Origin of the sequence: Pseudomonas sp. BSw22131 (genome assembly GCF_026810445.1) — a bacterium.
In the GTDB taxonomy this organism is placed as follows: Bacteria; Pseudomonadota; Gammaproteobacteria; order Pseudomonadales; family Pseudomonadaceae; genus Aquipseudomonas; species Aquipseudomonas huanghezhanensis.
Genome location: NZ_CP113949.1, coordinates 5,696,895 through 5,716,441 on the forward strand (window position 1 = coordinate 5,696,895; position 19,547 = coordinate 5,716,441).

Genomic DNA, 19,547 nt, shown 5'->3' on the forward strand with positions numbered 1-19,547 from the left:
TCAGTTTCAACAGCGGGCAATCAGCCGCGCTTGTACACGATTTCCTTGGAGCCGCCTTCACAGGTACCGACCACTTTACCGTCAGCAGCTGCGCCTTTATCGACGGCTTCCAGGGTGTACGAGGTGGCGCCATTCGCTTTGACCTTGGCGTCGATCTCAGCTTTCACATCATCACAAGACTTGCCAGCCGCCATGGTGGTGCCAGCAATACTCAACAAACCTACCGCCAAAATAAACTTCTTCATCGGTCACGCTCCCCTGTCAGGCCCAACTTCAAGCAAGAAAGGCCGCCTGATCAAGCGGCCCGATGACCCCGCATGCGCTTTGATTCAAAGACTGCGTGCGATGTTCAGCGAAGGTTATGGCACTCGGCCAGCTCAAAAGTTCAGCAGATCAGCTCTTGTCGATGCGGAAGCCGACTTTGAGTGTCACCTGAAAGTGCGCCACTTTGTTGTTCTCGATATGGCCGCGCGTTTCCAGCACCTCAAACCAGTCCATATGCCGAACGCTCTTACCCGCCTCAGCGAGTGCGTTGTTGATTGCATCTTCGACGGTGGTGGTCGACGAGCCGACCAGTTCGAGCATTTTGTAAGTGTGTTCAGACATGGCAGTTCTCCTGAAAAATTCTTCAATGGGAGCGTAGCATTGAACCAGCCCCCTACATCTGTGCCGAAAACCTCTCGATAAGTTCACAAGAAACGGTACCTCGACACTTTCACTGCACTTTCTCAGAACCCTGTAGTCCCAAACAACACACGCCATTCATCATTGCAGGAGAGTCATATCATGCCATTCACGTCATCCCGTAAAGCGTCGTTGCAAAGCATGGAAGCCGAGATCGAGAGCCTGCTCAAGTCGCTTGAGAGCTTAAAATCAGACGCTTCTGACGAGTCGCGCAAGACATTGAAAAACCTCAAAGCAAACGCCGAAAGCGCGCTGAGCCATTCGCGCAGCCTGCTGAGCGATGTCTACGAAGACGTCAAAGTGAAGACCCGTGAAACCAGCGTCGCCACCCGTGACTACGCACAAGAACATCCTTGGACTACAGCTGGTGTAGCTGTGGGCGCGGTTGGTCTGCTCGCCGCTTACCTGCTTTTCAAACGCGGCAACTGATTACGCCCGACCCTAACGTCCAAGCTCGCTTTTGAGCCACTGCGCCAATTGCTGAGCACGCCCGTCTGCGGCACGTTTGGGCACCCATAGCGCTAGCTGCGCCGGGGTTTCGCTGAAACCCCACGGCGCAGTCAGGCGTCCTGCCTTCAAATCATCGGCCACCAGCGGTTCAGGGGCGATGGCGATACCCAACCCTGCGACGGCGGCTTCCAGCAAGTAGTAAAGATGCTCGAATCCTTGTCCAAAATGTAGGGCGCCGGGGTCTATTCCGTTCTGCGTTGCCCAACTTGGCCAAGCCTGTGGGCGGGAAGTGGTCTGCAATAGGGATTGATCAAGCAACGCCTGCACAGGCGCATTGCTCAGTTGTTCGAAGCCGCTGAAGCGCGGGCTCATCACCGGCCCGATCCGCTCGCTCACCAACTCGAACACCTGCATGTCAGCAGGCCAGGGCGGCTCAGCAAAAACCAGCAATGCATCCAGTCCCGGACGCCGCGGATCCAGATCTCCTTCTCCCGCCGAAAGGTGCAGACGCAAGTCAGGCAGATCAGCATTCAGACGTCCCAGACGGGGAATGAACCAGCGCGCGAGCAGACTGCCCGAGCAACCCAGTACAAAAGGCGCGTCGTCGCTGCCTCTGGCCAGTTCGGCGCAGACACTGCGGAGTCGATCAAAGGCCTCACCGCTGGCGTCCCGCAGGCGAATGCCAGCATCTGTGAGTTTGAGGCCACGGCCATCTTTGCTGAACAAACTCACGCCGAGGTGTTCTTCGAGCACTTTCAGCTGTCGGCTGACAGCCCCATGGGTAACGTGCAGCTGCTCCGCTGCCTGACTGACACTGCTCAGACGAGCAGCGGCTTCAAAGGCACGCAGGGCATTAAGAGGGGGAAGGTCTCGGCTCATGATATCTGTGAGTTTTCCTGACAGGTTGCGCAGATCTTATCGGTTTTCATCGGGCGCGGGGCTGGTTAAAGTGTGTTCACTGCCTCAACTGGCAAACATTATTCGATACCCGGAGGTTCCATGAGCCAGACCCAGACTCAATATCGCACCGGTCCTGACGCTAAAGGCATGTTCGGCATGTTCGGCGGTCGTTACGTGGCTGAAACCCTGATGCCGCTGATTCTTGATCTGAATCGCGAATATGAAGCGGCCAAGATCGATCCTTCCTTCCTCAAGGATATGGCGTACTTTCAGCGCGACTACGTTGGCCGTCCAAACCCTCTGTATTTCGCTGAGCGCCTGACCGAACACTGCGGCGGCGCCAAGATCTACTTCAAGCGCGAAGAGCTCAACCACACCGGCGCGCACAAAATTAACAACTGCATCGGCCAGGTGCTGCTGGCGGTGCGCATGGGCAAAAAGCGCATCATCGCTGAGACTGGCGCGGGCATGCACGGCGTTGCCACTGCGACCGTGGCAGCACGGTTCGGCCTGAAATGTGTGATCTACATGGGCACCACCGACATTGATCGCCAACAGGCAAACGTGTATCGCATGCGCTTGCTGGGCGCTGAAATCATCCCCGTGGTTGCCGGCACCGGCACGCTCAAGGATGCGATGAACGAGGCATTGCGTGACTGGGTGACCAACGTCGACAGCACGTTCTACATGATCGGCACAGTTGCCGGCCCGCACCCTTATCCTGCGATGGTGCGTGATTTCCAGGCTGTTATCGGCAAGGAAACCCGCGAGCAGATGCTGGCTCAGGAAGGCCGTATGCCCGACTCACTGGTGGCGTGCGTCGGTGGCGGCTCCAACGCCATGGGCCTGTTCCACCCATTTCTTGATGACACCAGCGTTGAGATCATCGGCGTGGAAGCGGCCGGTCACGGCATCGCAACCGGTAAGCATGCCGCCAGCCTGAACGGCGGCGTACCGGGCGTGCTGCACGGCAATCGTACCTTCCTGCTGCAGGACGACGACGGGCAGATAACCGACGCCCATTCGATTTCTGCCGGTCTGGATTATCCGGGCATCGGCCCCGAGCACGCCTGGTTGCATGAGATCGGTCGCGTTCAGTACACCTCTGTTACCGACGACGAGGCCCTCGCTGCGTTCCATCAGTGCTGCCTGCTGGAAGGGATCATTCCCGCGCTGGAAACCGCGCACGCACTGGCCGAAGCGGTCAAACGCGCGCCTTCGCTGCCAAAGGATCACTTGATGGTGATCAACTTGTCTGGTCGCGGCGACAAGGACATGCAAACCGTGATGCATCACCTGGATCTGTCCAAGCAGGAGAAACACTGATGAGCCGCCTGCAAACACGCTTTGCTGAATTGAAACAACAGAACCGTGCTGCGCTGGTGACGTTCATCACCGGTGGCGATCCGGACTACGACACCTCGCTGGCGATCCTCAGGGGTCTGCCAAAACATGGCGCGGATGTCATCGAGCTGGGCATGCCGTTCACCGACCCGATGGCCGATGGTCCGGCCATCCAGCTGGCCAACATTCGTGCGCTGACCGCCAAGCAGAATCTGGCGAAAACACTGCAGATGGTCAGCGATTTTCGTGTCGAGGACAGCACTACGCCGCTGGTGCTGATGGGTTACTACAATCCGATTCATGCCTACGGCATCGAGCGATTCATCGCCGCCGCCAGTGAAGCGGGTGTGGACGGTCTTATCGTGGTCGATCTGCCTCCCGAGCATAACGATGAACTGTGCGAACCGGCGCAGGCCGCAGGTCTGGATTTCATCCGCCTGACCACGCCGACGACTGACGATGTACGGCTGCCGACGGTGCTCAATGGCAGCTCGGGTTTTGTGTACTACGTCTCCGTCGCTGGCGTGACCGGTGCTGGCGCTGCGACCACCGAGCACGTGAAAGAAGCGATCGAACGTCTGCGTCGTCATACAGATTTGCCGATCAGTGTCGGCTTTGGTATTCGTACTCCGGAGCAAGCGGCCGCCATCGCGCGGTTGGCAGACGGTGTGGTCGTCGGCTCGGCGCTGATCGATCAGATCGCTGGTGCCAAGTCTTCCGACGATGCAATTACCGGTGTGCTGACACTTTGCTCGGCGTTGTCTGAAGGCGTACGCAAGGCACGCATCAGCTGAAGGTAAAGTTTTTGATACAGAGGAATTCGGGCCTCTGAGCGCGCACTAAGCAGTACAGCAAAAGGGTTCAGGACCAGATTCTGAACCCTTTTTGCTGATCCGTATTTGTTCAGGAGCGCGCTACATGAAAGTGTCAAATCGTTTGATTGCGGGGCTGGGCATCGTGATGATCAGTGCAACTACGCTGGTAAATGCGGCCGGGCCTGATCAGCGTGACGATCACGATAATCGCGGGCCAGCTAACCACCAGGACCAAGGGCGGGGCAGTGATCGGGGCAACGGTCAGCCCGGCGGTAATGGACCAGGCAACAACCAGCCGCAGAATAACCAGCCGCACCCAGGCCAGCCTGGAAATGACCAGCGTGCAGACAACCGTGGCGGCGGTCGCCCGCCTGCAAATTTCGACGACGTGCGACGCCAGGTGTATGAACACCGCGAGGTAATCGGCCGAGGTCAGCCGCTACCGCCCAACGTGCGTATCGTGCGCGGTCATCCGCTGCCACGCGGCTACGGCAAGCGTCTGAACAGCCGGTCGTTGCAATACCTGCCGCGCTACGACGGCTATGAGTGGCGTCGTCTTGGCCCTGACGTTGTGCTGATCGCCATCGGCAGCGGGATCGTCTACGAAATCCTGGAAGGCGTTTTGAACTGAGTCCAGATCAGCGAGCGGGTTCGTTTGCTGAACAATATCGCTTTACGTTAGCGAAGGACTCAAGCGCCATACCCTCTAACGCCTGAACATACCTACATTCAGCTCACGCATCCCGCCCATCCAGATCGCGTGTTCGGTGTGATCCGCCAAGTCGTCTCCTGTGTCGGGGTGCGTGAACACCACCAGTCCGTTTCGGTTCATCGCCAGCCATAACATGACGTCGGCAAATTTCGAATGATCAAACGCCAGCTGGCAACTCCAGTCTGGATGCGGTCCGACCGGGCGCTCGTGTACACGGCCCATCTTCACGTCAAACCTGGCCGCAACGGTTTCGCACAACGCCCGAGCTTGCTCGATGGTTTGCGCGTCGAAATAAACGTGAGCGTGGTATCCCTCTACAACTGACATGGTGGCCCTCACTGTTTGAGTTGATTGAGCAGAGCGATGTGCGGGTGCATGCCGTCGCGCTACAGGTTTTCAAACTGCAATGGACGGTAAGGTTTTACCCACCAGCGAATCCCCGCTCAGTGACTGTTCACTTTTCAACCAATCAACGAACTGCTGAACGATCTGCACCCGCCGTTTGCGTTGAGGCAAGACCACGTAATAACCGTAAGCGGAAATGGCGGTGGCATTGATGGGTCGGCATAGCAGTCCTTGGTCCAGCAACGCATCCACCAGATGCCGCCAGCCAATCGCTACGCCTTGCCCGCCAATCGCAGCCTGGATCAGCAGCGTGTAATTATCGAAACGAAGCTGACCAGGCGCTGGCGCCTGAGGAATGTTCAGCGCACGAAAAACACCCGCCCAATCGAACCAATTGTTGCTGCCCTCTCCGCGCAGGTGCAACAACGCAAACTCCTTGAGCGCATCCACGGGCAAGGGCAGGGAACGCCCGGCGACCAGTTGAGGGCTGCACACCGGGAACACTTCCTCGCTGAACAGCCAGTGGCTTTCACCCTGCTTGAAGCGCCCGTCGCCGAACAATACCGCCACGTCGATATCGGCGCGCAGCATGCTGTGACTGCGCTCACTGGTGACTAGGCTCACGTCGACATCAGGGTTCTGTTTGTGGAAACGGTGCAGGCGGGGCATCAACCAATAGGCGGCGAACGCGAAGTCAGTGGCGACCTGCAGCACCTCATGCTGATGCTGCTGGGTGATGGCTATCAGTCCTGAGTCCATCGACTGCAAACCGGCCTGCACATGACTGAAAAGTATCTCGCCCGCATCGGTCAACTCAATGCCGCGGTAGATCCGGTCAAACAGACGCGTCGCCAGTTGCTCTTCAAGTCGCTTGATTTGCTGGCTGATAGCCGGTTGCGTGGTCCCAAGCTCAATCGCAGCAGCGGTAAAACTGCGCAGTCGTGCGGCGGCCTCGAAACCACGAAGCAGATCAATAGACATTTCGCCAAGCGATTCAAACATAAGCTGGGCTTATCCTAGGCATTGTCGTGTATGGGTTTTACACCAGCACTATAGGGTCGCATCCTCGTTCGCAGCAATCTCGCATAAATTTTCACGATGGAATGCCGCGAATACATGAAGCGCAAAAATATTCTTTTTATCATGGCCGATCAGATGGCCGCGCCGATGTTGCCGTTTTACGCCTCATCCCCAATCAAAATGCCCCACTTGAGCCGCCTCGCCGCTGAGGGCGTGGTGTTCGACGCCGCTTACTGCAACAGCCCCTTGTGTGCCCCGTCCCGCTTTACCTTGGTCAGCGGTCAGCTTCCGAGCAAGATCGGCGCCTACGATAACGCAGCCGATTTCCCGGCAGATATACCGACCTACGCCCACTACTTACGCAGCCTGGGTTACCACACGGCACTCTCAGGCAAGATGCATTTTTGTGGCCCCGATCAACTGCACGGCTACGAACAGCGTCTTACCAGCGATATCTACCCGGCTGACTACGGCTGGTCGGTCAATTGGGACGCGCCCGATGTGCGTCCGACCTGGTATCACAACATGTCGTCCGTGCTGCAAGCCGGACCGTGCGTGCGCACCAACCAGCTCGACTTCGATGAAGAGGTGGTATTCAAAGCGCAGCAGTACCTGTTTGACCATGTGCGCGAAGATGGTGACCAACCGTTCTGCCTGACGGTGTCGATGACGCACCCGCACGATCCCTACACCATTCCAAAAAGCTACTGGGATCTCTACAAGGACGAGGAGATTCCGCTGCCCGCGAAGGCGCCCGATCAAGCCGATCAGGACCCGCACTCCAAGCGCCTGATGAAGGTCTACGACCTGTGGGATAACCCCCTGCCGGACGACAAGATTCGTGACGCACGCCGCGCCTATTTCGGCGCGTGCAGCTATATCGATGACAACGTGGGGAAACTGCTCAAGACGCTTGAAGAAACGGGCCTGGCCGAAGACACGATCATCGTCTTCTCGGGTGATCACGGGGACATGCTCGGCGAGCGCGGGCTCTGGTACAAAATGCACTGGTTCGAGATGGCGGCACGCGTGCCGCTGCTGGTCTACGCTCCAGGCCAATTCAAGGCCGGACGCGTGAAAGCTGCGGTCTCAACCGCTGATTTGCTGCCAACGTTTGTCGAGATGGCCAAAGGCGAACTTGACCCTGGGTTACCGCTGGATGGTCGCTCGCTCATGCCGCATCTGCAGGGTGAAGCAGGGCACGACGAAGTGTTTGGCGAATACATGGCCGAAGGCACAATCGGCCCGCTGATGATGATTCGCCGCGGCGCCTACAAATTCATCTACTCGGAACAGGACCCATGTCTGCTATACGACGTGCATAACGATCCGAAAGAACAGGAAGAGCTGAGTCAGTCCGAAGCCCACCGCGACCTGTTCACTGCATTTTTGCTCGAAGCACGGGCCAAATGGGAGATACCGGCGATACACCATCAGGTGCTCGCCAGCCAGCGACGCCGACGGTTTGTCGCGCAATCGCTGGCAGTCGGCAAGCTGAAGAGTTGGGATCACCAGCCGCTGGTAGACGCCAGTCAGCAGTACATGCGCAACCATATCGATTTAGACGATCTGGAGCGCAAGGCCCGTTATCCACAACCTTGAACCCTGCCAAAACCTAGAAAATCAAAAAAGGGGCACACCATGAAGAAGTTATCCAAGGCGCTAGCGGTTGGGGTCATGAGTTTGAGCAGCGTTGTCGCATACGCGGCTGACCCGGCAAGTTGCAGCACGGTGAGAATGGCCGATCCGGGTTGGAGTGATATTGCTGCAACGAACGCTATCACCAGCTTTTTATTGGATGGCATGGGTTACAAGGCGAAGGTCGACACGCTGGCGGTACCGATTGCCTATGGGGGTCTCAAAGACGGGCAAATGGATGTTTTTCTGGGCAACTGGATGCCGGCTCAGCAGGGTTTCTATGACAAGTTCCTCGCCACTGGCGACGTGACGCAGTACAAGAAAAACCTCGAAGGCACCGAATTCACACTGGCCGTTCCGGATTACGTCTACGAAGCCGGCGTGCATGATTTCGCTGACCTCAACAAATTCGCCGACAAGTTTCACAAGAAGATCTACGGCATCGGCTCGGGAGCGCCGGCCAACGCATCGTTGCAGGAAATCATCAAGAACAACGAGTTCAGCCTGGGTGAGTGGAAGCTGGTTGAATCAAGCGAGCAGGCGATGCTTGCCGAAGTGCAGCGCAACGTGAAAAAGAAAGAGTTCGTGGTCTTCCTTGGCTGGACTCCACACCCGATGAACGTTCAGATAAAGGGCATGCATTACTTGAAGGGTGGCGAGAAATACTTCGGTGACACCGGCAGCGTCTTCACGGTGACCCGCAAAGGCTACGCCGAGGCCTGCCCGAATGTGGGCAAACTTCTGTCCAACCTGACGTTCACTCAGGACATGGAAAACACCATCATGAAAACCGTGGTGGACAACAAAGTCAGTAACGCAGATGCAGTGAAGACGTACCTCAAAGCCAATCCTGGCGTGCTGGACACTTGGCTTGAGGGCGTGAAAACCCTGGACGACAAAGACGCTCTGGCGGCAGTGAAAGCCAAGCTGTAATGCCATCGTAGCTGTCTATATCGGCGATCAACGCCATTCTGTAGAGCCAACTTGTTGGCGAGAAGCGCAATGCGGAGTGTCAGGCACACCGCCTCGCGAACACGTTCGCTCCTACAGATTCATCATTGCTGTGCCAGCAACCGCCTCAACTGCGCCAACACCGGCGCCGACTCAGGCCGCACACCGCGCCACTGGAAAAACGCTTCCGCTGCCTGCTCCACCAGCATTCCCAAGCCATCCACCGCCTGACCTGCTTGGTGGTCGGCGGCCCAACGGCAGAACGCCGTTGGCTCATTGCCGTACATCATGTCGTAGCAGAACGTTTTGCCCGGTTGAATGAGGCTCGACGAAATGGGCGGCAACTCCCCGGAAAGACTGGCCGACGTGGCGTTGATGATGATGTCCACCGGTTCTTCCAGCCAATCAAACCCGCTCGGAAATACCAGGCCCAGATCGGAAAACTCTTTCGCCAACTGCTCCGCTTTCTCGACCGTGCGGTTGGCAATGACGATGACTTCCGGCCGCTCGGCGAGCAACAGCTCAAGCGCTCCGCGTACCGCGCCGCCAGCACCCAATACCAGAATCCGTTTACCTTTGAGCGTCACCCCGTGATTGACCGTCAAATCCCGTACCAGCCCCGCGCCATCGGTGTTATCACCGAGGATGCTGCCATCGGGTTGCTTGATCAGCGTATTGACTGCGCCAGCGCGTTGAGCGCGCTCGGTCAGCTTGTCTGCCAGTCGAAATGCCTGCTCCTTGAACGGCACAGTGACGTTGGCGCCACGCCCATGCTGGAAGAAAGCCTTGGCGAACGCAGTGAAATCATCCAGCGGCGCCAACGAGGTGGTGTATTCGAGGGTCTCACCGGTCTGCTCGGCAAACAGGCGATGAATCAGCGGCGACTTGCTGTGGCCGATGGGGTTACCGAAAACAACGTACTGATCGCTCATTTACCTTGCGCCTCACCCAGCCAATCCCGGTCCTGCAAAAAGTAGTCAGTCAGGCGCGCCTCTTCGCTGCCCGGTACTGCCTTCCAGTCGTAACCCCAACGCACTTGGGGCGGAAGCGACATGAGGATCGACTCCGTACGCCCGCCCGACTGCAGGCCAAACAACGTGCCCCGGTCGTAAACCAGGTTGAATTCAACGTAGCGCCCACGCCGAAACTCCTGAAATTCGCGCTGTTGAGCGGTGTAAGCCGTCGCTTTGCGGCGCTGCACTATCGGCAGGTAAGCGTTGATGAACGCATCGCCAATGGCCCGGATGAACGCGAAGCTGGTGTCGAAATCCCACTCGTTCAGGTCATCGAAAAACAGGCCTCCCACGCCGCGCGGCTCGTTGCGGTGCTTGATGTGAAAGTAGGTATCGCACCACGCCTTGTAACGCGGATAAACATCAGCACCGAACGGCGCGCAGGCCTGTTCGGCTACCCGATGCCAGTGCACGCAATCCTCATCGACGCCGTAATAAGGCGTCAGGTCGAAGCCGCCGCCAAACCACCAGACGGGTTCCTCGCCTTCTTTTTCGGCGATGAAGAAACGCACATTGGCGTGGGCGGTCGGAACATGAGGATTGTGAGGATGCATGACCAGCGAAACGCCCAGCGCCTCGAAGCCTCGGCCGGCCAGCTCAGGACGATGCGCGCTGGCCGAGGGTGGCAGGCCTGCGCCGAAAACGTGGGAGAAATTCACCCCGCCTTTTTCAATCACTTCACCGTTTTCCAGCACACGGGTACGACCACCACCGCCTGCAGGCCGTGTCCAGGCATCTTCGACGAAACGTGCCTGTCCGTCTTCTTGCTCAAGGGCAGCGCAGATTCGGTCTTGAAGGTCCAGCAGGTAGGTTTTGACGGCGTCGGTACGGGTGGACATGGCGATACCTTCCTATCAGGCGCTTGAAACTGCAGCAATCGGCGACGGACCTGAAGATGGATGGCACACATCCACCGAGCCCGCAGCCCTTGTAAACACAAGCGCAGCGGCAAAATTGGCGCTTAGCATACCACCGCCCCAAGGGGTGTCGTAGTTGACGAGGATCAAGCGAAGGAGTCCGATAGAACCCTTTCGCACGTGTTGTTTCGACCATGATGGAGAAAGCAAATGGCAAAGCGTATCCAGTTCCATACCCACGGCGGCCCAGAAGTCCTTGAGTACGTCGACTTCGAGCCAGCAGCGCCCGGGCCCAAGGAAGTCCTTGTGCGCAACAAGGCGATTGGCGTCAATTTCATCGAAACGTATTTCCGCACAGGCCTTTATCCAACCCCATCCATGCCTTCCGGGCTCGGTAACGAAGGTGCCGGTTTGGTCGAAGCGGTGGGCAGCGAGGTCACTCACGTCAAGGTCGGGGATCGCGTGGCGTACGGCACAGGCCCATTGGGAAGTTATGCCGACGTGCATCTTATTCCAGAGGCCAATCTGGCAAAACTGCCGGACGACATCAGCTTCGAGCAGGCTGCAGCCGTGATGCTCAAAGGGCTGACGGTGCAGTACCTGTTTCGCCAAACCTACGAAATCCGGCCTGAAGAAATCATTCTGTTTCATGCCGCCGCTGGAGGTGTCGGCTCCATCGCCTGCCAGTGGGCGAATGCCTTGGGCGTCAAACTGATTGGCACGGTCAGCTCCGCGGAAAAAGCCGCGCACGCGAAAGCCTTAGGCGCGTGGGAGATCATCGATTACAGCAAGGAGGACGTGGCCAAGCGCGTATCTGAGTTGACCGATGGCAAGAAGGTCTCGGTGGTGTATGACGGCGTCGGCAAAGACACGTGGGAAACATCGCTCAATTGCCTGGAACTGCGCGGTTTGCTGGTGAGTTTCGGGAATGCATCCGGGCCGGTCTCGGGCGTAAACCTGCAAATACTGGCGCAGAAGGGCTCGCTGTATGTCACGCGTCCTACCCTGGGGTCTTACGCCAACACCCCGCAAGCACTCCAGGCGATGGCTGACGAAGTGTTCGCCATGGTCGCCAGCGGCAAGGTGAAGGTCGACAACATTCAGCAATACGCCCTGAAAGACGCAGGCAAGGCGCAGACCGAACTGTCCGCGCGGCGCACAATAGGGTCGATGATTCTGGTGCCTTAACGCGGGATTATCTGCAGGAGACGCCACGTCGCCAATGCGCCGCGCAAAGCTGGGGCTGCTATGCAACCCATCGCGGCCTCGCGCTGCTCGTGCGCTCCTACAGGGATTTGCGGCGATCTCGGGGTTTTCTGCTACCCCTGCCGGACGACGTTAGCCGTCACCAGATCCCGAATCACACTAGGATTGCGCCGACCGCCCAGGCTTCCGCCCAGCACCAGGTCCAATTGTTCATGGAAGTACTGCTCAACGCGAAGCCGGCTACGGGCGGCAGGGCGGCCGGTCGGGTTTGCCGACGTCGAGACCAGTGGCCCCGTCAGCGCGCATAGCTCACGCACCAACGGGTGATCGCTGACGCGCAACGCGACGGTTTCATGCCCGCCAGTAATCCAGTAAGGCAACAGATTCTGATGCGGCACCAGCCAAGTGTTCGGCCCAGGCCAAGTGCTTGCCATGCGGTCCAGCCACAGCTCTGGAAAGTCGTCGAACAGAAAGTCGAACTGACGAATGTTGTCGGCAATCAGAATCAGCCCTTTTTCCACTGGCCGTGCCTTGATGGCTAATAGGCGATAAACCGCCTCAGGATCCCAAGGATCGCAGCCCAGCCCCCAAACAGCCTCGGTTGGATAGGCAATCACCGCCCCGGCCCGGATTTCTCGTGCGGCTTGTTGCACTCGCCAACTGTTGACCATCGTGCTCTCTCCTAATAAAGCTGGCGGCCAGTTTAACCTCACGGCGCCCGGCCAAACCATCGTCCGGCTTCGCAGACGATGCCACCTTCCAGCTCAAGCTCCGTCAAGGCAACCAGTACCTTCGGCAATGGCCATCCGCTGCTGACAGCAAGCGCTTCGCTGGTCTGTGGCGCGGCGTGCAGCAAGGCAAGCAGCGGATGAGCAGAGGGCGTGGGTGAAGGCGCGACGGCATCATTGGACGGCGGCAGGGATTGCCAGCCGCGCAAGCCCTCCAGGATGTGATCGATGGTTTCCACCAGTGTCGCTCCGTCGCGTATCAACTGATGACAACCGCGCGCCCCAGGGTGGTGAATAGAGCCAGGTATCGCGTATACCTCCCGCCCTTGCTCAGCCGCCAGTCGCGCGGTGATCAACGAGCCGCTGGCGACACTGGCCTCCACAACCAACACGCCCAGAGACAGCCCGCTGATGATCCGATTGCGACGTGGAAAGTTGCTTGCATGAGGACCAGCATCCAATGGCAGCTCAGAGATCACAGCGCTGCCCTGGGCAACCATCGCCGCGGCCAGTTGCTTGTGCCGCTGTGGATAAAGTTTTTCGAGCCCCGTCCCGAGCACCCCAATTGTGGCACCGCCCACGTCGAGAGCACCCTGATGCGCAGCGCCATCGATTCCCAACGCCAAGCCACTGGTGATGACAAATCCAGCCCCCGCCAGACTACGAGCAAAAGCAGCAGCGGTATCCAGTCCAGGCCTGGATGCGCGCCGGCTTCCGACCATTCCAATCTGCGGACGCTCCAGCAAACTGCGATTGCCAGCGACAAAAAGTAGGGGAGGCGGATCGGGGATTTCTGCAAGCAGCGCGGGGTAATCCGGATCGTCCCACATCAGCAAATGCTGGCCGGGGCACTCTAACCAAGCCATTGCAGCACTGGCGCCATCACGTACATCAGGGTGGCGACGAGCGTCCGAAGCGGCCATCGGGATGCTTAATGCACGCCATGCTGAAGCGGGTGCGCTGAGCGCCGCCGATGCACCGCCGAAGACGTCGATGAGTCTGTGAAAGCGTTTTGGACCGATCTCCGGAAGCCGATGCAGACGCAAACGGGCTTCCAGCTCGGCAGGCGAGGAGTGGGGTTTTTCGAACAACGGCATAAGATCTTCCCTGATCTTCGGCCCACCCAGAGCGGATGGGCAACCTGTGGATAACTCTGTTGACAACAATTTAACAAGTGAAGCACAACGGCAGAAAAAAGCGTGTCAGACCTGAGACATAGCGTTACGGATTTCGCACTTTATCCATGACCGCCAACGATCTGGTCGCATGCAACACCAGTGCGTAGCTAAGGCGCTCGTACGTGCGGAAAACCATCAGTTCGCCCGCGCGCTCGTCAGGAATCTTGACGTCCTGACCGGACACGCGATCACGCACATGCTCACCCGTCTTGTAGATCGCAAGCACGTTGCCCTCGACCAGGCCGTCGCGCCGTCCGCGATCAAGGGTGACCACATCGAAAACCCCGATCTGGGTGACGCCGCGCGGTACATCAATGATCAAACCCTCAAGCGGTGTTGCCGGTGCGCTGGGCATGAACGTTGAGTTGATGGCGTGCTCTTCGCTGACGAACAGCCGGTCGCCAAGACGCACCTCTTGGGTCGAGCGTTGCAACTGCAACGTCGCGATATCGCCTTCGCTGGCGACGATCTCACCACCACCGATTTCGTCTGCGTTGATCCCCAAAACCTCTTGGGTATTGGGATCGATATAGGTTTTGCCCTGACGGAAGATGCCGTAGCCCACATGTTCCTGATCGAAGTAGCCACGGGCATAGATGCGATCACCGATGCCGCTCAGCACGCGCTCGCCATTGCCAGCCACGATGTAAGGCGCGGCATCGAACTGCTCGGGTGTATCCATGATCCGGTTTTTAAGGAGAAACGCATTGATTGCCCCGAGCGGAATGCTCGGAATGGCTTCGGCCACCGGGCTGCTGCGGACCCTGGGCGATAATTTGATGGTGCCGCGGGACTCTGCGCGGTTGAGTGTGATTCTCGGCTGGCCATCGATGTAGGTCAGCGTCAGCACGTCACCTGGATAAATCAGGTCAGGGTCGTGAACCTGTGGATTGGCTCGCCAGATCTCCGGCCATTTCCACGGCTGACTGAGAAACTTGCCAGAAATGTCCCAAAGCGTGTCGCCGGTGACAACGGTGTAACGCTCCGGATGACCTTCCTTTAACTGTACTTGCGCCTGAACAAGGCCTGTCGCGGCCAACAGCAGCAGGGCGAGTAGTGATTTCCTCATGCGGTGAATCCCTTTATCATGTTGGCTTCGCGTAAATCATGGAGTCTTGCGAGACTTCTTTTTTACCAGTGCTGCCCGCTTGCGACGTCCCAAGCCTAGCAGTCGATTTTGACTTTACCCTACAAGTGCAGCGCTTACGTATATGGCCATTTTAAACATCCTCGAATTTCCAGACTCGCGCCTTCGCACCATCGCTAAACCGGTGGCAGTGGTCGACGACGGCGTTCGCCAGTTGGTCGACGACATGTTTGAAACCATGTATGAGGCGCCTGGCATCGGTCTTGCGGCGACGCAAGTCAACGTACACCAGCGCATCGTGGTCATGGACCTGAGCGAAGACCGCAGCGATCCGCGAGTCTTCATCAACCCCGAGTTCGAAACCCTGACTGACGAGATGGAACAGTATCAGGAAGGCTGCCTTTCGGTGCCGGGCTTCTATGAGAATGTAGATCGGCCGCAGAGAATAAAAATCAAGGCCCTCGACCGTGATGGTCAACCTTATGAGCTCATCGCCGAAGGCCTGCTTGCGGTGTGCATCCAGCATGAATGCGATCACTTGAACGGCAAGCTGTTCGTCGACTACTTGTCCAATCTCAAGCGGGACCGGATCAAGAAAAAGCTCGAAAAACTGCACAAGCAGAACGCTTGATTCAGTATTCGACGCGCCATCTGTAGGAGCGCGGTTGCCCGCGATGACGGTATATAAGGCAAATAATTTGTCTTTTAAAAACCGTCACGCTGGCAACCGCGCTCCTGTTGTTCATATTCATCAACGAGAAGCCCATGACTGAGCCATTGCGCATCGTCTTTGCCGGCACCCCCGAATTTGCTGCCGAGCACTTGAAAGCCCTGCTCGACAGTCCATACGAAGTGATCGCGGTCTATACCCAGCCGGATCGTCCGGCGGGTCGTGGACAAAAGCTGATGCCAAGCCCGGTCAAACACCTCGCGCAGCAACACGCTATCCCGGTGCTGCAACCGCCGACCTTGCGCGACGCGGCGGCTCAATCTGAACTTGCCGCACTCAAGCCGGACCTGCTGGTGGTCGTTGCCTACGGCCTGATCCTGCCGCAAGTGGTGCTGGATATTCCGCGCCTGGGTTGCATCAACAGCCACGCCTCCCTGCTACCACGCTGGCGCGGAGCAGCGCCGATTCAACGCGCCGTCGAAGCCGGCGATACCGAAAGCGGCGTCACCGTGATGCGTATGGAGGCCGGTCTCGATACCGGCCCGATGTTGCTGAAGGTCAGCACGCCGATCACAGGCGAAGACACCGGCGGCACGCTTCATGATCGTCTGGCCGAAATGGGCCCGCCTGCCGTGTTACAGGCCATCGCGGGGCTGGCTGCCGGTACGCTGACCGATGAGGTGCAGGACGACACTCTCGCCACCTACGCCCACAAGCTCAATAAAGATGAAGCGCGTATCGACTGGAGCCGCCCGGCCCTTGAGCTTGAGCGCCTGGTCCGGGCTTTCAATCCATGGCCTGTTTGTCACAGCACGCTGAGCGGTGAAGTGCTCAAAGTGCTGGCCGCACATATAGCCGAAGGGCAGGGCGAGCCGGGGACAATCCTCAGCGCGACCAAAGACGGGCTGATCGTCGCCTGTGGGCAAAACGCTTTGCGCCTGACACGCCTCCAGCTGCCGGGCGGCAAGCCGTTGAACTTCACTGATCTGTTTAACAGCCGCCGCGAGAAATTCGCCACCGGCATCGTGCTTGGCCAATCGGTAGACACCCAATGAACCCGCGCCTCGCCGCCGCCAAAGCCCTCGCCGCCGTGCTTAGCGGCAAGGCTTCGCTCAACAGCTCTCTGCCAACGCAACTGGACAAGGTCGAGGACCGCGATCGCGGGCTGACCCAAGACCTCGCATTTGGTACTGCGCGCTGGGAGCCGAGGCTCGCCGCGCTGGCGGCCAAACTGTTGCAAAAGCCTTTCAAGGCTGCCGACAACGACGTTCAGGCTTTACTCCTGGTGGGCTTGTATCAACTGTTCTATTCACGCATCCCCGCCCACGCCGCCATCGGTGAAACGGTCGGTTGCGCGGACAAACTCAAGAAGCCTTGGGCCAAGGCGTTACTCAATGCGGTGCTGCGTCGGGCCCAACGTGAAGGCGAGGCATTGCTGACCGAGCTTGAACACGACCCCGTGGTCCGCACTGCGCACCCGCGCTGGCTGCAAAAGGCGCTGAAAGCAGCGTGGCCCGACCACTGGGAAGCCATTTGCGCCGCCAACAACGCACATCCGCCGATGATCCTGCGGGTCAATCGTCGTCACAAGACTCGCGATCACTACCTGCAACTGCTGCTGGACGCCGGCATTGAGGCGCGCGCGACCACGTTCAGTCAGGACGGTATCGTCTTGATTGAGCCGACCGACGTGCGTGGCCTGCCCGGGTTCGCCGAGGGCTGGATCAGCGTCCAGGACGAGGCCGCTCAACTGGCAGCCGACTTGCTGGAGCTGGCGCCCGGACAACGCGTGCTCGATGCCTGTTGCGCGCCGGGCGGTAAGACCTGTCACTTGTTGGAGGTGCAGCAGGAGCTGGCGGGCGTGGTGGCGGTGGACCTCGAAGCCAAACGCATGGTGCGGGTGAAAGAGAACCTGGACCGTCTTGGGCTAACCGCAGAGCTGATTGCTGCCGATGCCCGTGCAACAGATCAGTGGTGGGACGGAAAGCCGTTTCAACGGATTTTGCTGGACGCGCCGTGCTCGGCAACAGGTGTCATCCGACGTCATCCAGACATCAAGCTGACGCGCCAGGCGGACGACATCCCTGCGCTCGCCGCACTGCAAGGCCAATTGCTTGATGCCCTGTGGCCGACACTGCAAGTGGGCGGTATTTTGTTGTATGCGACGTGCTCTACGTTGCCGAGCGAGAACACTGAGGTCATCGAAGCATTTCTCGCACGCACCTCAGGCGCGCGGGAGCTGGACATCGCAGGGCAAAACGGCAATACGGCGCCGGGGCTGAAACAGCCCCACGGTCGCCAGTTGTTGGCGCAGGAAGGCGGCCACGACGGGTTTTACTACGCCAAACTGATCAAAATCGCGGCGACGCTCTGACGCTGACAATGGAAATGTGAGAGGGCGCTTGCTCGCGATAAGGCAGTACAGACGCTGAAGCCATCGCGACTGTTCAGGAATCTCGCGAGCAAGCGCCCTCCCACAGACTCCGTTGGTGCACCGATCTGCACGCTCAGGTCTCCATAGGATTGTTTCAAGGAGTGAAGGATTGAAAATCATCATTCTCGGCGCAGGGCAGGTGGGCGGCACGCTGGCCGAGCACTTGGCCAGTGAGGCCAACGACATCACGGTGGTCGACACCGATGGTGATCGTCTTCGTGACCTGGGCGACAAGCTGGACATCCGTACCGTTCAGGGTCGCGGTTCGTTTCCCAATGTTCTGCGTCAGGCCGGTGCTGATGATGCCGATATGCTGGTTGCCGTCACGAGCAGTGACGAGACCAACATGATCGCCTGCCAGGTCGCCTACACCTTGTTTCACACGCCGACCAAGATCGCCCGCATCCGCGAATCCGCGTATCTGACGCGCGCGGGCCTGTTCGATAACGACGCCATCCCGGTGGACGTCCTTATAAGCCCGGAACAAGTCGTCACCAACTACATCAAGCGCCTGATCGAATACCCCGGCGCCCTCCAGGTGATTGATTTCGCCGGAGGCAAAGTGCAACTGGTGGCGGTCAAGGCGTACTACGGTGGGCCACTGGTGGGTCAGCAGTTGCGTCAGTTGCGTGAACACATGCCCAGTGTAGACACGCGAGTCGCGGCGATTTTCCGACGTGACCGTCCGATTATTCCGCAGGGCGACACGGTTATCGAAGCGGATGACGAGGTCTTCTTCATCGCCGCCAAGGCGCATATTCGCGCAGTGATGGGTGAAATGCGCCAGCTGGACGAGCGCTACAAACGCATCATCATCGCCGGCGGTGGACACATTGGTGAGCGGTTGGCGGAAGCCATCGAAAACCGCTATCAGGTCAAGATCATCGAGATGAACCCGGCTCGCTGCCGTTACCTGTCCGACACGCTGGACAATACCGTCGTCCTGCAAGGCAGCGCCTCTGATCGCGACCTGCTGGTCGAGGAGAATATCGACAACGCCGACCTGTTTCTGGCGCTGACCAATGACGACGAGGCCAACATCATGTCGTCATTACTCGCCAAGCGACTGGGCGCCAAGAAGGTCATGACGATCATCAACAACGCGGCATATGTGGACCTGATACAAGGCGGAGAGATCGACATTGCGATCAGCCCCCAATTGGCGACGATTGGCACATTGCTGGCTCACGTGCGCCGTGGCGACATCGCGAGCGTGCATTCGCTGCGGCGCGGCGCGGCAGAAGCGATTGAAATCGTGGCGCACGGCGACGCGAAATCCAGCAAGGTAATTGGTCGTGCCATTCGCGACATCGACTTGCCCTCAGGAACCACGATTGGAGCGATTACCCGGGGCGAGGATGTACTGATTGCCCACGATGCGACGGTCATTGAGTCAGGCGATCACGTCGTCATGTTTCTTGTGGATAAAAAATACATTCGCGATGTGGAGCGGCTGTTCCAGATGGGCTTGAGTTTCTTCTGAGCGCCCACGTACCGGGGCGCTTCTACAGGCCT

General features: G+C 58.5%; 21 protein-coding genes. 11 read left to right on the forward strand and 10 right to left on the reverse strand.

All coding sequences use genetic code 11. The features are described from left to right. Positions 1 to 20: 20 nt before the first annotated feature. Together OYW20_RS25770 and OYW20_RS25775 are read right to left on the reverse strand one after the other, a co-directional pair. Complete coding sequence (locus tag OYW20_RS25770) at positions 21 to 245, reverse strand: DUF1161 domain-containing protein (protein ID WP_268798672.1); 225 nt, start codon at positions 243 to 245, stop codon at positions 21 to 23. Between the two features lie 148 nt (positions 246 to 393). Beyond that, positions 394 to 606 carry a dodecin gene (locus tag OYW20_RS25775; RefSeq protein WP_268798673.1) on the reverse strand — a complete coding sequence of 71 codons (213 nt, stop codon included), beginning with the start codon at positions 604 to 606 and terminating at the stop codon, positions 394 to 396. A 180-nt stretch (positions 607 to 786) separates the two neighbouring features. Between OYW20_RS25775 and OYW20_RS25780 the strand changes: the two genes are divergently transcribed. Then, positions 787 to 1,113, forward strand: coding sequence for a DUF883 family protein (locus OYW20_RS25780; protein ID WP_268798674.1), 327 nt, complete (start codon positions 787 to 789; stop codon positions 1,111 to 1,113). A gap of 12 nt (positions 1,114 to 1,125) precedes the next feature. Here OYW20_RS25780 and OYW20_RS25785 read toward each other — a convergent pair whose 3' ends face one another. After that, on the reverse strand, positions 1,126 to 2,013 hold the full coding sequence (locus tag OYW20_RS25785; protein WP_268798675.1) for a LysR family transcriptional regulator: 888 nt from the start codon (positions 2,011 to 2,013) through the stop codon (positions 1,126 to 1,128). Between the two features lie 120 nt (positions 2,014 to 2,133). On the opposite strand from OYW20_RS25785, the gene trpB reads away from it, so the two are divergent. The 3 genes from trpB (at position 2,134) to OYW20_RS25800 (ending at position 4,824) form a co-directional block, all read left to right on the forward strand. Continuing rightward, positions 2,134 to 3,360 (forward strand): tryptophan synthase subunit beta, encoded by a 1,227-nt coding sequence (gene trpB, locus OYW20_RS25790; RefSeq protein WP_268798676.1) that lies wholly within the window; start codon positions 2,134 to 2,136, stop codon positions 3,358 to 3,360. Then, the gene (trpA, locus tag OYW20_RS25795; protein ID WP_268798677.1) at positions 3,360 to 4,172 is read left to right on the forward strand and encodes a tryptophan synthase subunit alpha; all 813 of its coding nucleotides are present in this window, start codon (positions 3,360 to 3,362) and stop codon (positions 4,170 to 4,172) included. Before trpB ends, trpA begins: the two co-directional genes overlap by 1 nt. Before the next feature lie 124 nt (positions 4,173 to 4,296). Then, positions 4,297 to 4,824: an anti-virulence regulator CigR family protein gene (locus OYW20_RS25800; protein WP_268798678.1), complete on the forward strand. Its 528-nt coding sequence runs from the start codon at positions 4,297 to 4,299 to the stop codon at positions 4,822 to 4,824. Between the two features lie 75 nt (positions 4,825 to 4,899). Here OYW20_RS25800 and OYW20_RS25805 read toward each other — a convergent pair whose 3' ends face one another. Together OYW20_RS25805 and OYW20_RS25810 are read right to left on the reverse strand one after the other, a co-directional pair. Then, positions 4,900 to 5,232: a DOPA 4,5-dioxygenase family protein gene (locus tag OYW20_RS25805; protein WP_268798679.1), complete on the reverse strand. Its 333-nt coding sequence runs from the start codon at positions 5,230 to 5,232 to the stop codon at positions 4,900 to 4,902. A 69-nt stretch (positions 5,233 to 5,301) separates the two neighbouring features. Next, positions 5,302 to 6,252 (reverse strand): choline sulfate utilization transcriptional regulator, encoded by a 951-nt coding sequence (locus OYW20_RS25810; protein ID WP_268798680.1) that lies wholly within the window; start codon positions 6,250 to 6,252, stop codon positions 5,302 to 5,304. A gap of 114 nt (positions 6,253 to 6,366) precedes the next feature. Here OYW20_RS25810 and betC point away from each other — a divergent pair, with 114 nt between their 5' ends. Continuing rightward, positions 6,367 to 7,872: a choline-sulfatase gene (gene betC / locus OYW20_RS25815; RefSeq protein WP_268798681.1), complete on the forward strand. Its 1,506-nt coding sequence runs from the start codon at positions 6,367 to 6,369 to the stop codon at positions 7,870 to 7,872. A 39-nt stretch (positions 7,873 to 7,911) separates the two neighbouring features. Then, the gene (gene choX, locus OYW20_RS25820; RefSeq protein WP_268798682.1) at positions 7,912 to 8,841 is read left to right on the forward strand and encodes a choline ABC transporter substrate-binding protein; all 930 of its coding nucleotides are present in this window, start codon (positions 7,912 to 7,914) and stop codon (positions 8,839 to 8,841) included. Positions 8,842 to 8,963: 122 nt separating this feature from the next. Here choX and aroE read toward each other — a convergent pair whose 3' ends face one another. Both aroE and hemF read right to left on the reverse strand, forming a co-directional pair. Beyond that, a complete protein-coding gene (aroE, locus tag OYW20_RS25825; protein ID WP_268798683.1) occupies positions 8,964 to 9,791 on the reverse strand; it encodes a shikimate dehydrogenase in 828 nt (275 codons plus the stop codon). Next, entirely contained in the window at positions 9,788 to 10,711 is a 924-nt protein-coding gene (hemF, locus tag OYW20_RS25830) for an oxygen-dependent coproporphyrinogen oxidase (RefSeq protein WP_268798684.1), read from the reverse strand. Before hemF ends, aroE begins: the two co-directional genes overlap by 4 nt. A gap of 228 nt (positions 10,712 to 10,939) precedes the next feature. Here hemF and OYW20_RS25835 point away from each other — a divergent pair, with 228 nt between their 5' ends. Then, a complete protein-coding gene (locus tag OYW20_RS25835) occupies positions 10,940 to 11,917 on the forward strand; it encodes an NADPH:quinone reductase (RefSeq protein ID WP_268798685.1) in 978 nt (325 codons plus the stop codon). A gap of 131 nt (positions 11,918 to 12,048) precedes the next feature. Here OYW20_RS25835 and OYW20_RS25840 read toward each other — a convergent pair whose 3' ends face one another. The 3 genes from OYW20_RS25840 to OYW20_RS25850 form a co-directional block, all read right to left on the reverse strand. After that, positions 12,049 to 12,606 (reverse strand): L-threonylcarbamoyladenylate synthase, encoded by a 558-nt coding sequence (locus OYW20_RS25840; RefSeq protein WP_268798686.1) that lies wholly within the window; start codon positions 12,604 to 12,606, stop codon positions 12,049 to 12,051. A 38-nt stretch (positions 12,607 to 12,644) separates the two neighbouring features. Continuing rightward, positions 12,645 to 13,760 (reverse strand): DNA-processing protein DprA, encoded by a 1,116-nt coding sequence (dprA, locus tag OYW20_RS25845; RefSeq protein ID WP_268798687.1) that lies wholly within the window; start codon positions 13,758 to 13,760, stop codon positions 12,645 to 12,647. Positions 13,761 to 13,884: 124 nt separating this feature from the next. Further along, positions 13,885 to 14,910, reverse strand: coding sequence for a LysM peptidoglycan-binding domain-containing protein (locus tag OYW20_RS25850; protein ID WP_268798688.1), 1,026 nt, complete (start codon positions 14,908 to 14,910; stop codon positions 13,885 to 13,887). Between the two features lie 142 nt (positions 14,911 to 15,052). On the opposite strand from OYW20_RS25850, the gene def reads away from it, so the two are divergent. From def to trkA, 4 genes are all read left to right on the forward strand, one after another. Further along, entirely contained in the window at positions 15,053 to 15,559 is a 507-nt protein-coding gene (def, locus tag OYW20_RS25855) for a peptide deformylase (protein ID WP_268798689.1), read from the forward strand. Between the two features lie 134 nt (positions 15,560 to 15,693). Next, positions 15,694 to 16,653: a methionyl-tRNA formyltransferase gene (fmt, locus tag OYW20_RS25860; protein WP_268798690.1), complete on the forward strand. Its 960-nt coding sequence runs from the start codon at positions 15,694 to 15,696 to the stop codon at positions 16,651 to 16,653. Further along, positions 16,650 to 17,972 (forward strand): 16S rRNA (cytosine(967)-C(5))-methyltransferase RsmB, encoded by a 1,323-nt coding sequence (rsmB, locus tag OYW20_RS25865; RefSeq protein ID WP_268798691.1) that lies wholly within the window; start codon positions 16,650 to 16,652, stop codon positions 17,970 to 17,972. Before fmt ends, rsmB begins: the two co-directional genes overlap by 4 nt. Positions 17,973 to 18,141: 169 nt before the next feature. Further along, positions 18,142 to 19,515: a Trk system potassium transporter TrkA gene (gene trkA / locus OYW20_RS25870; RefSeq protein ID WP_268798692.1), complete on the forward strand. Its 1,374-nt coding sequence runs from the start codon at positions 18,142 to 18,144 to the stop codon at positions 19,513 to 19,515. Positions 19,516 to 19,547: the final 32 nt, after the last annotated feature.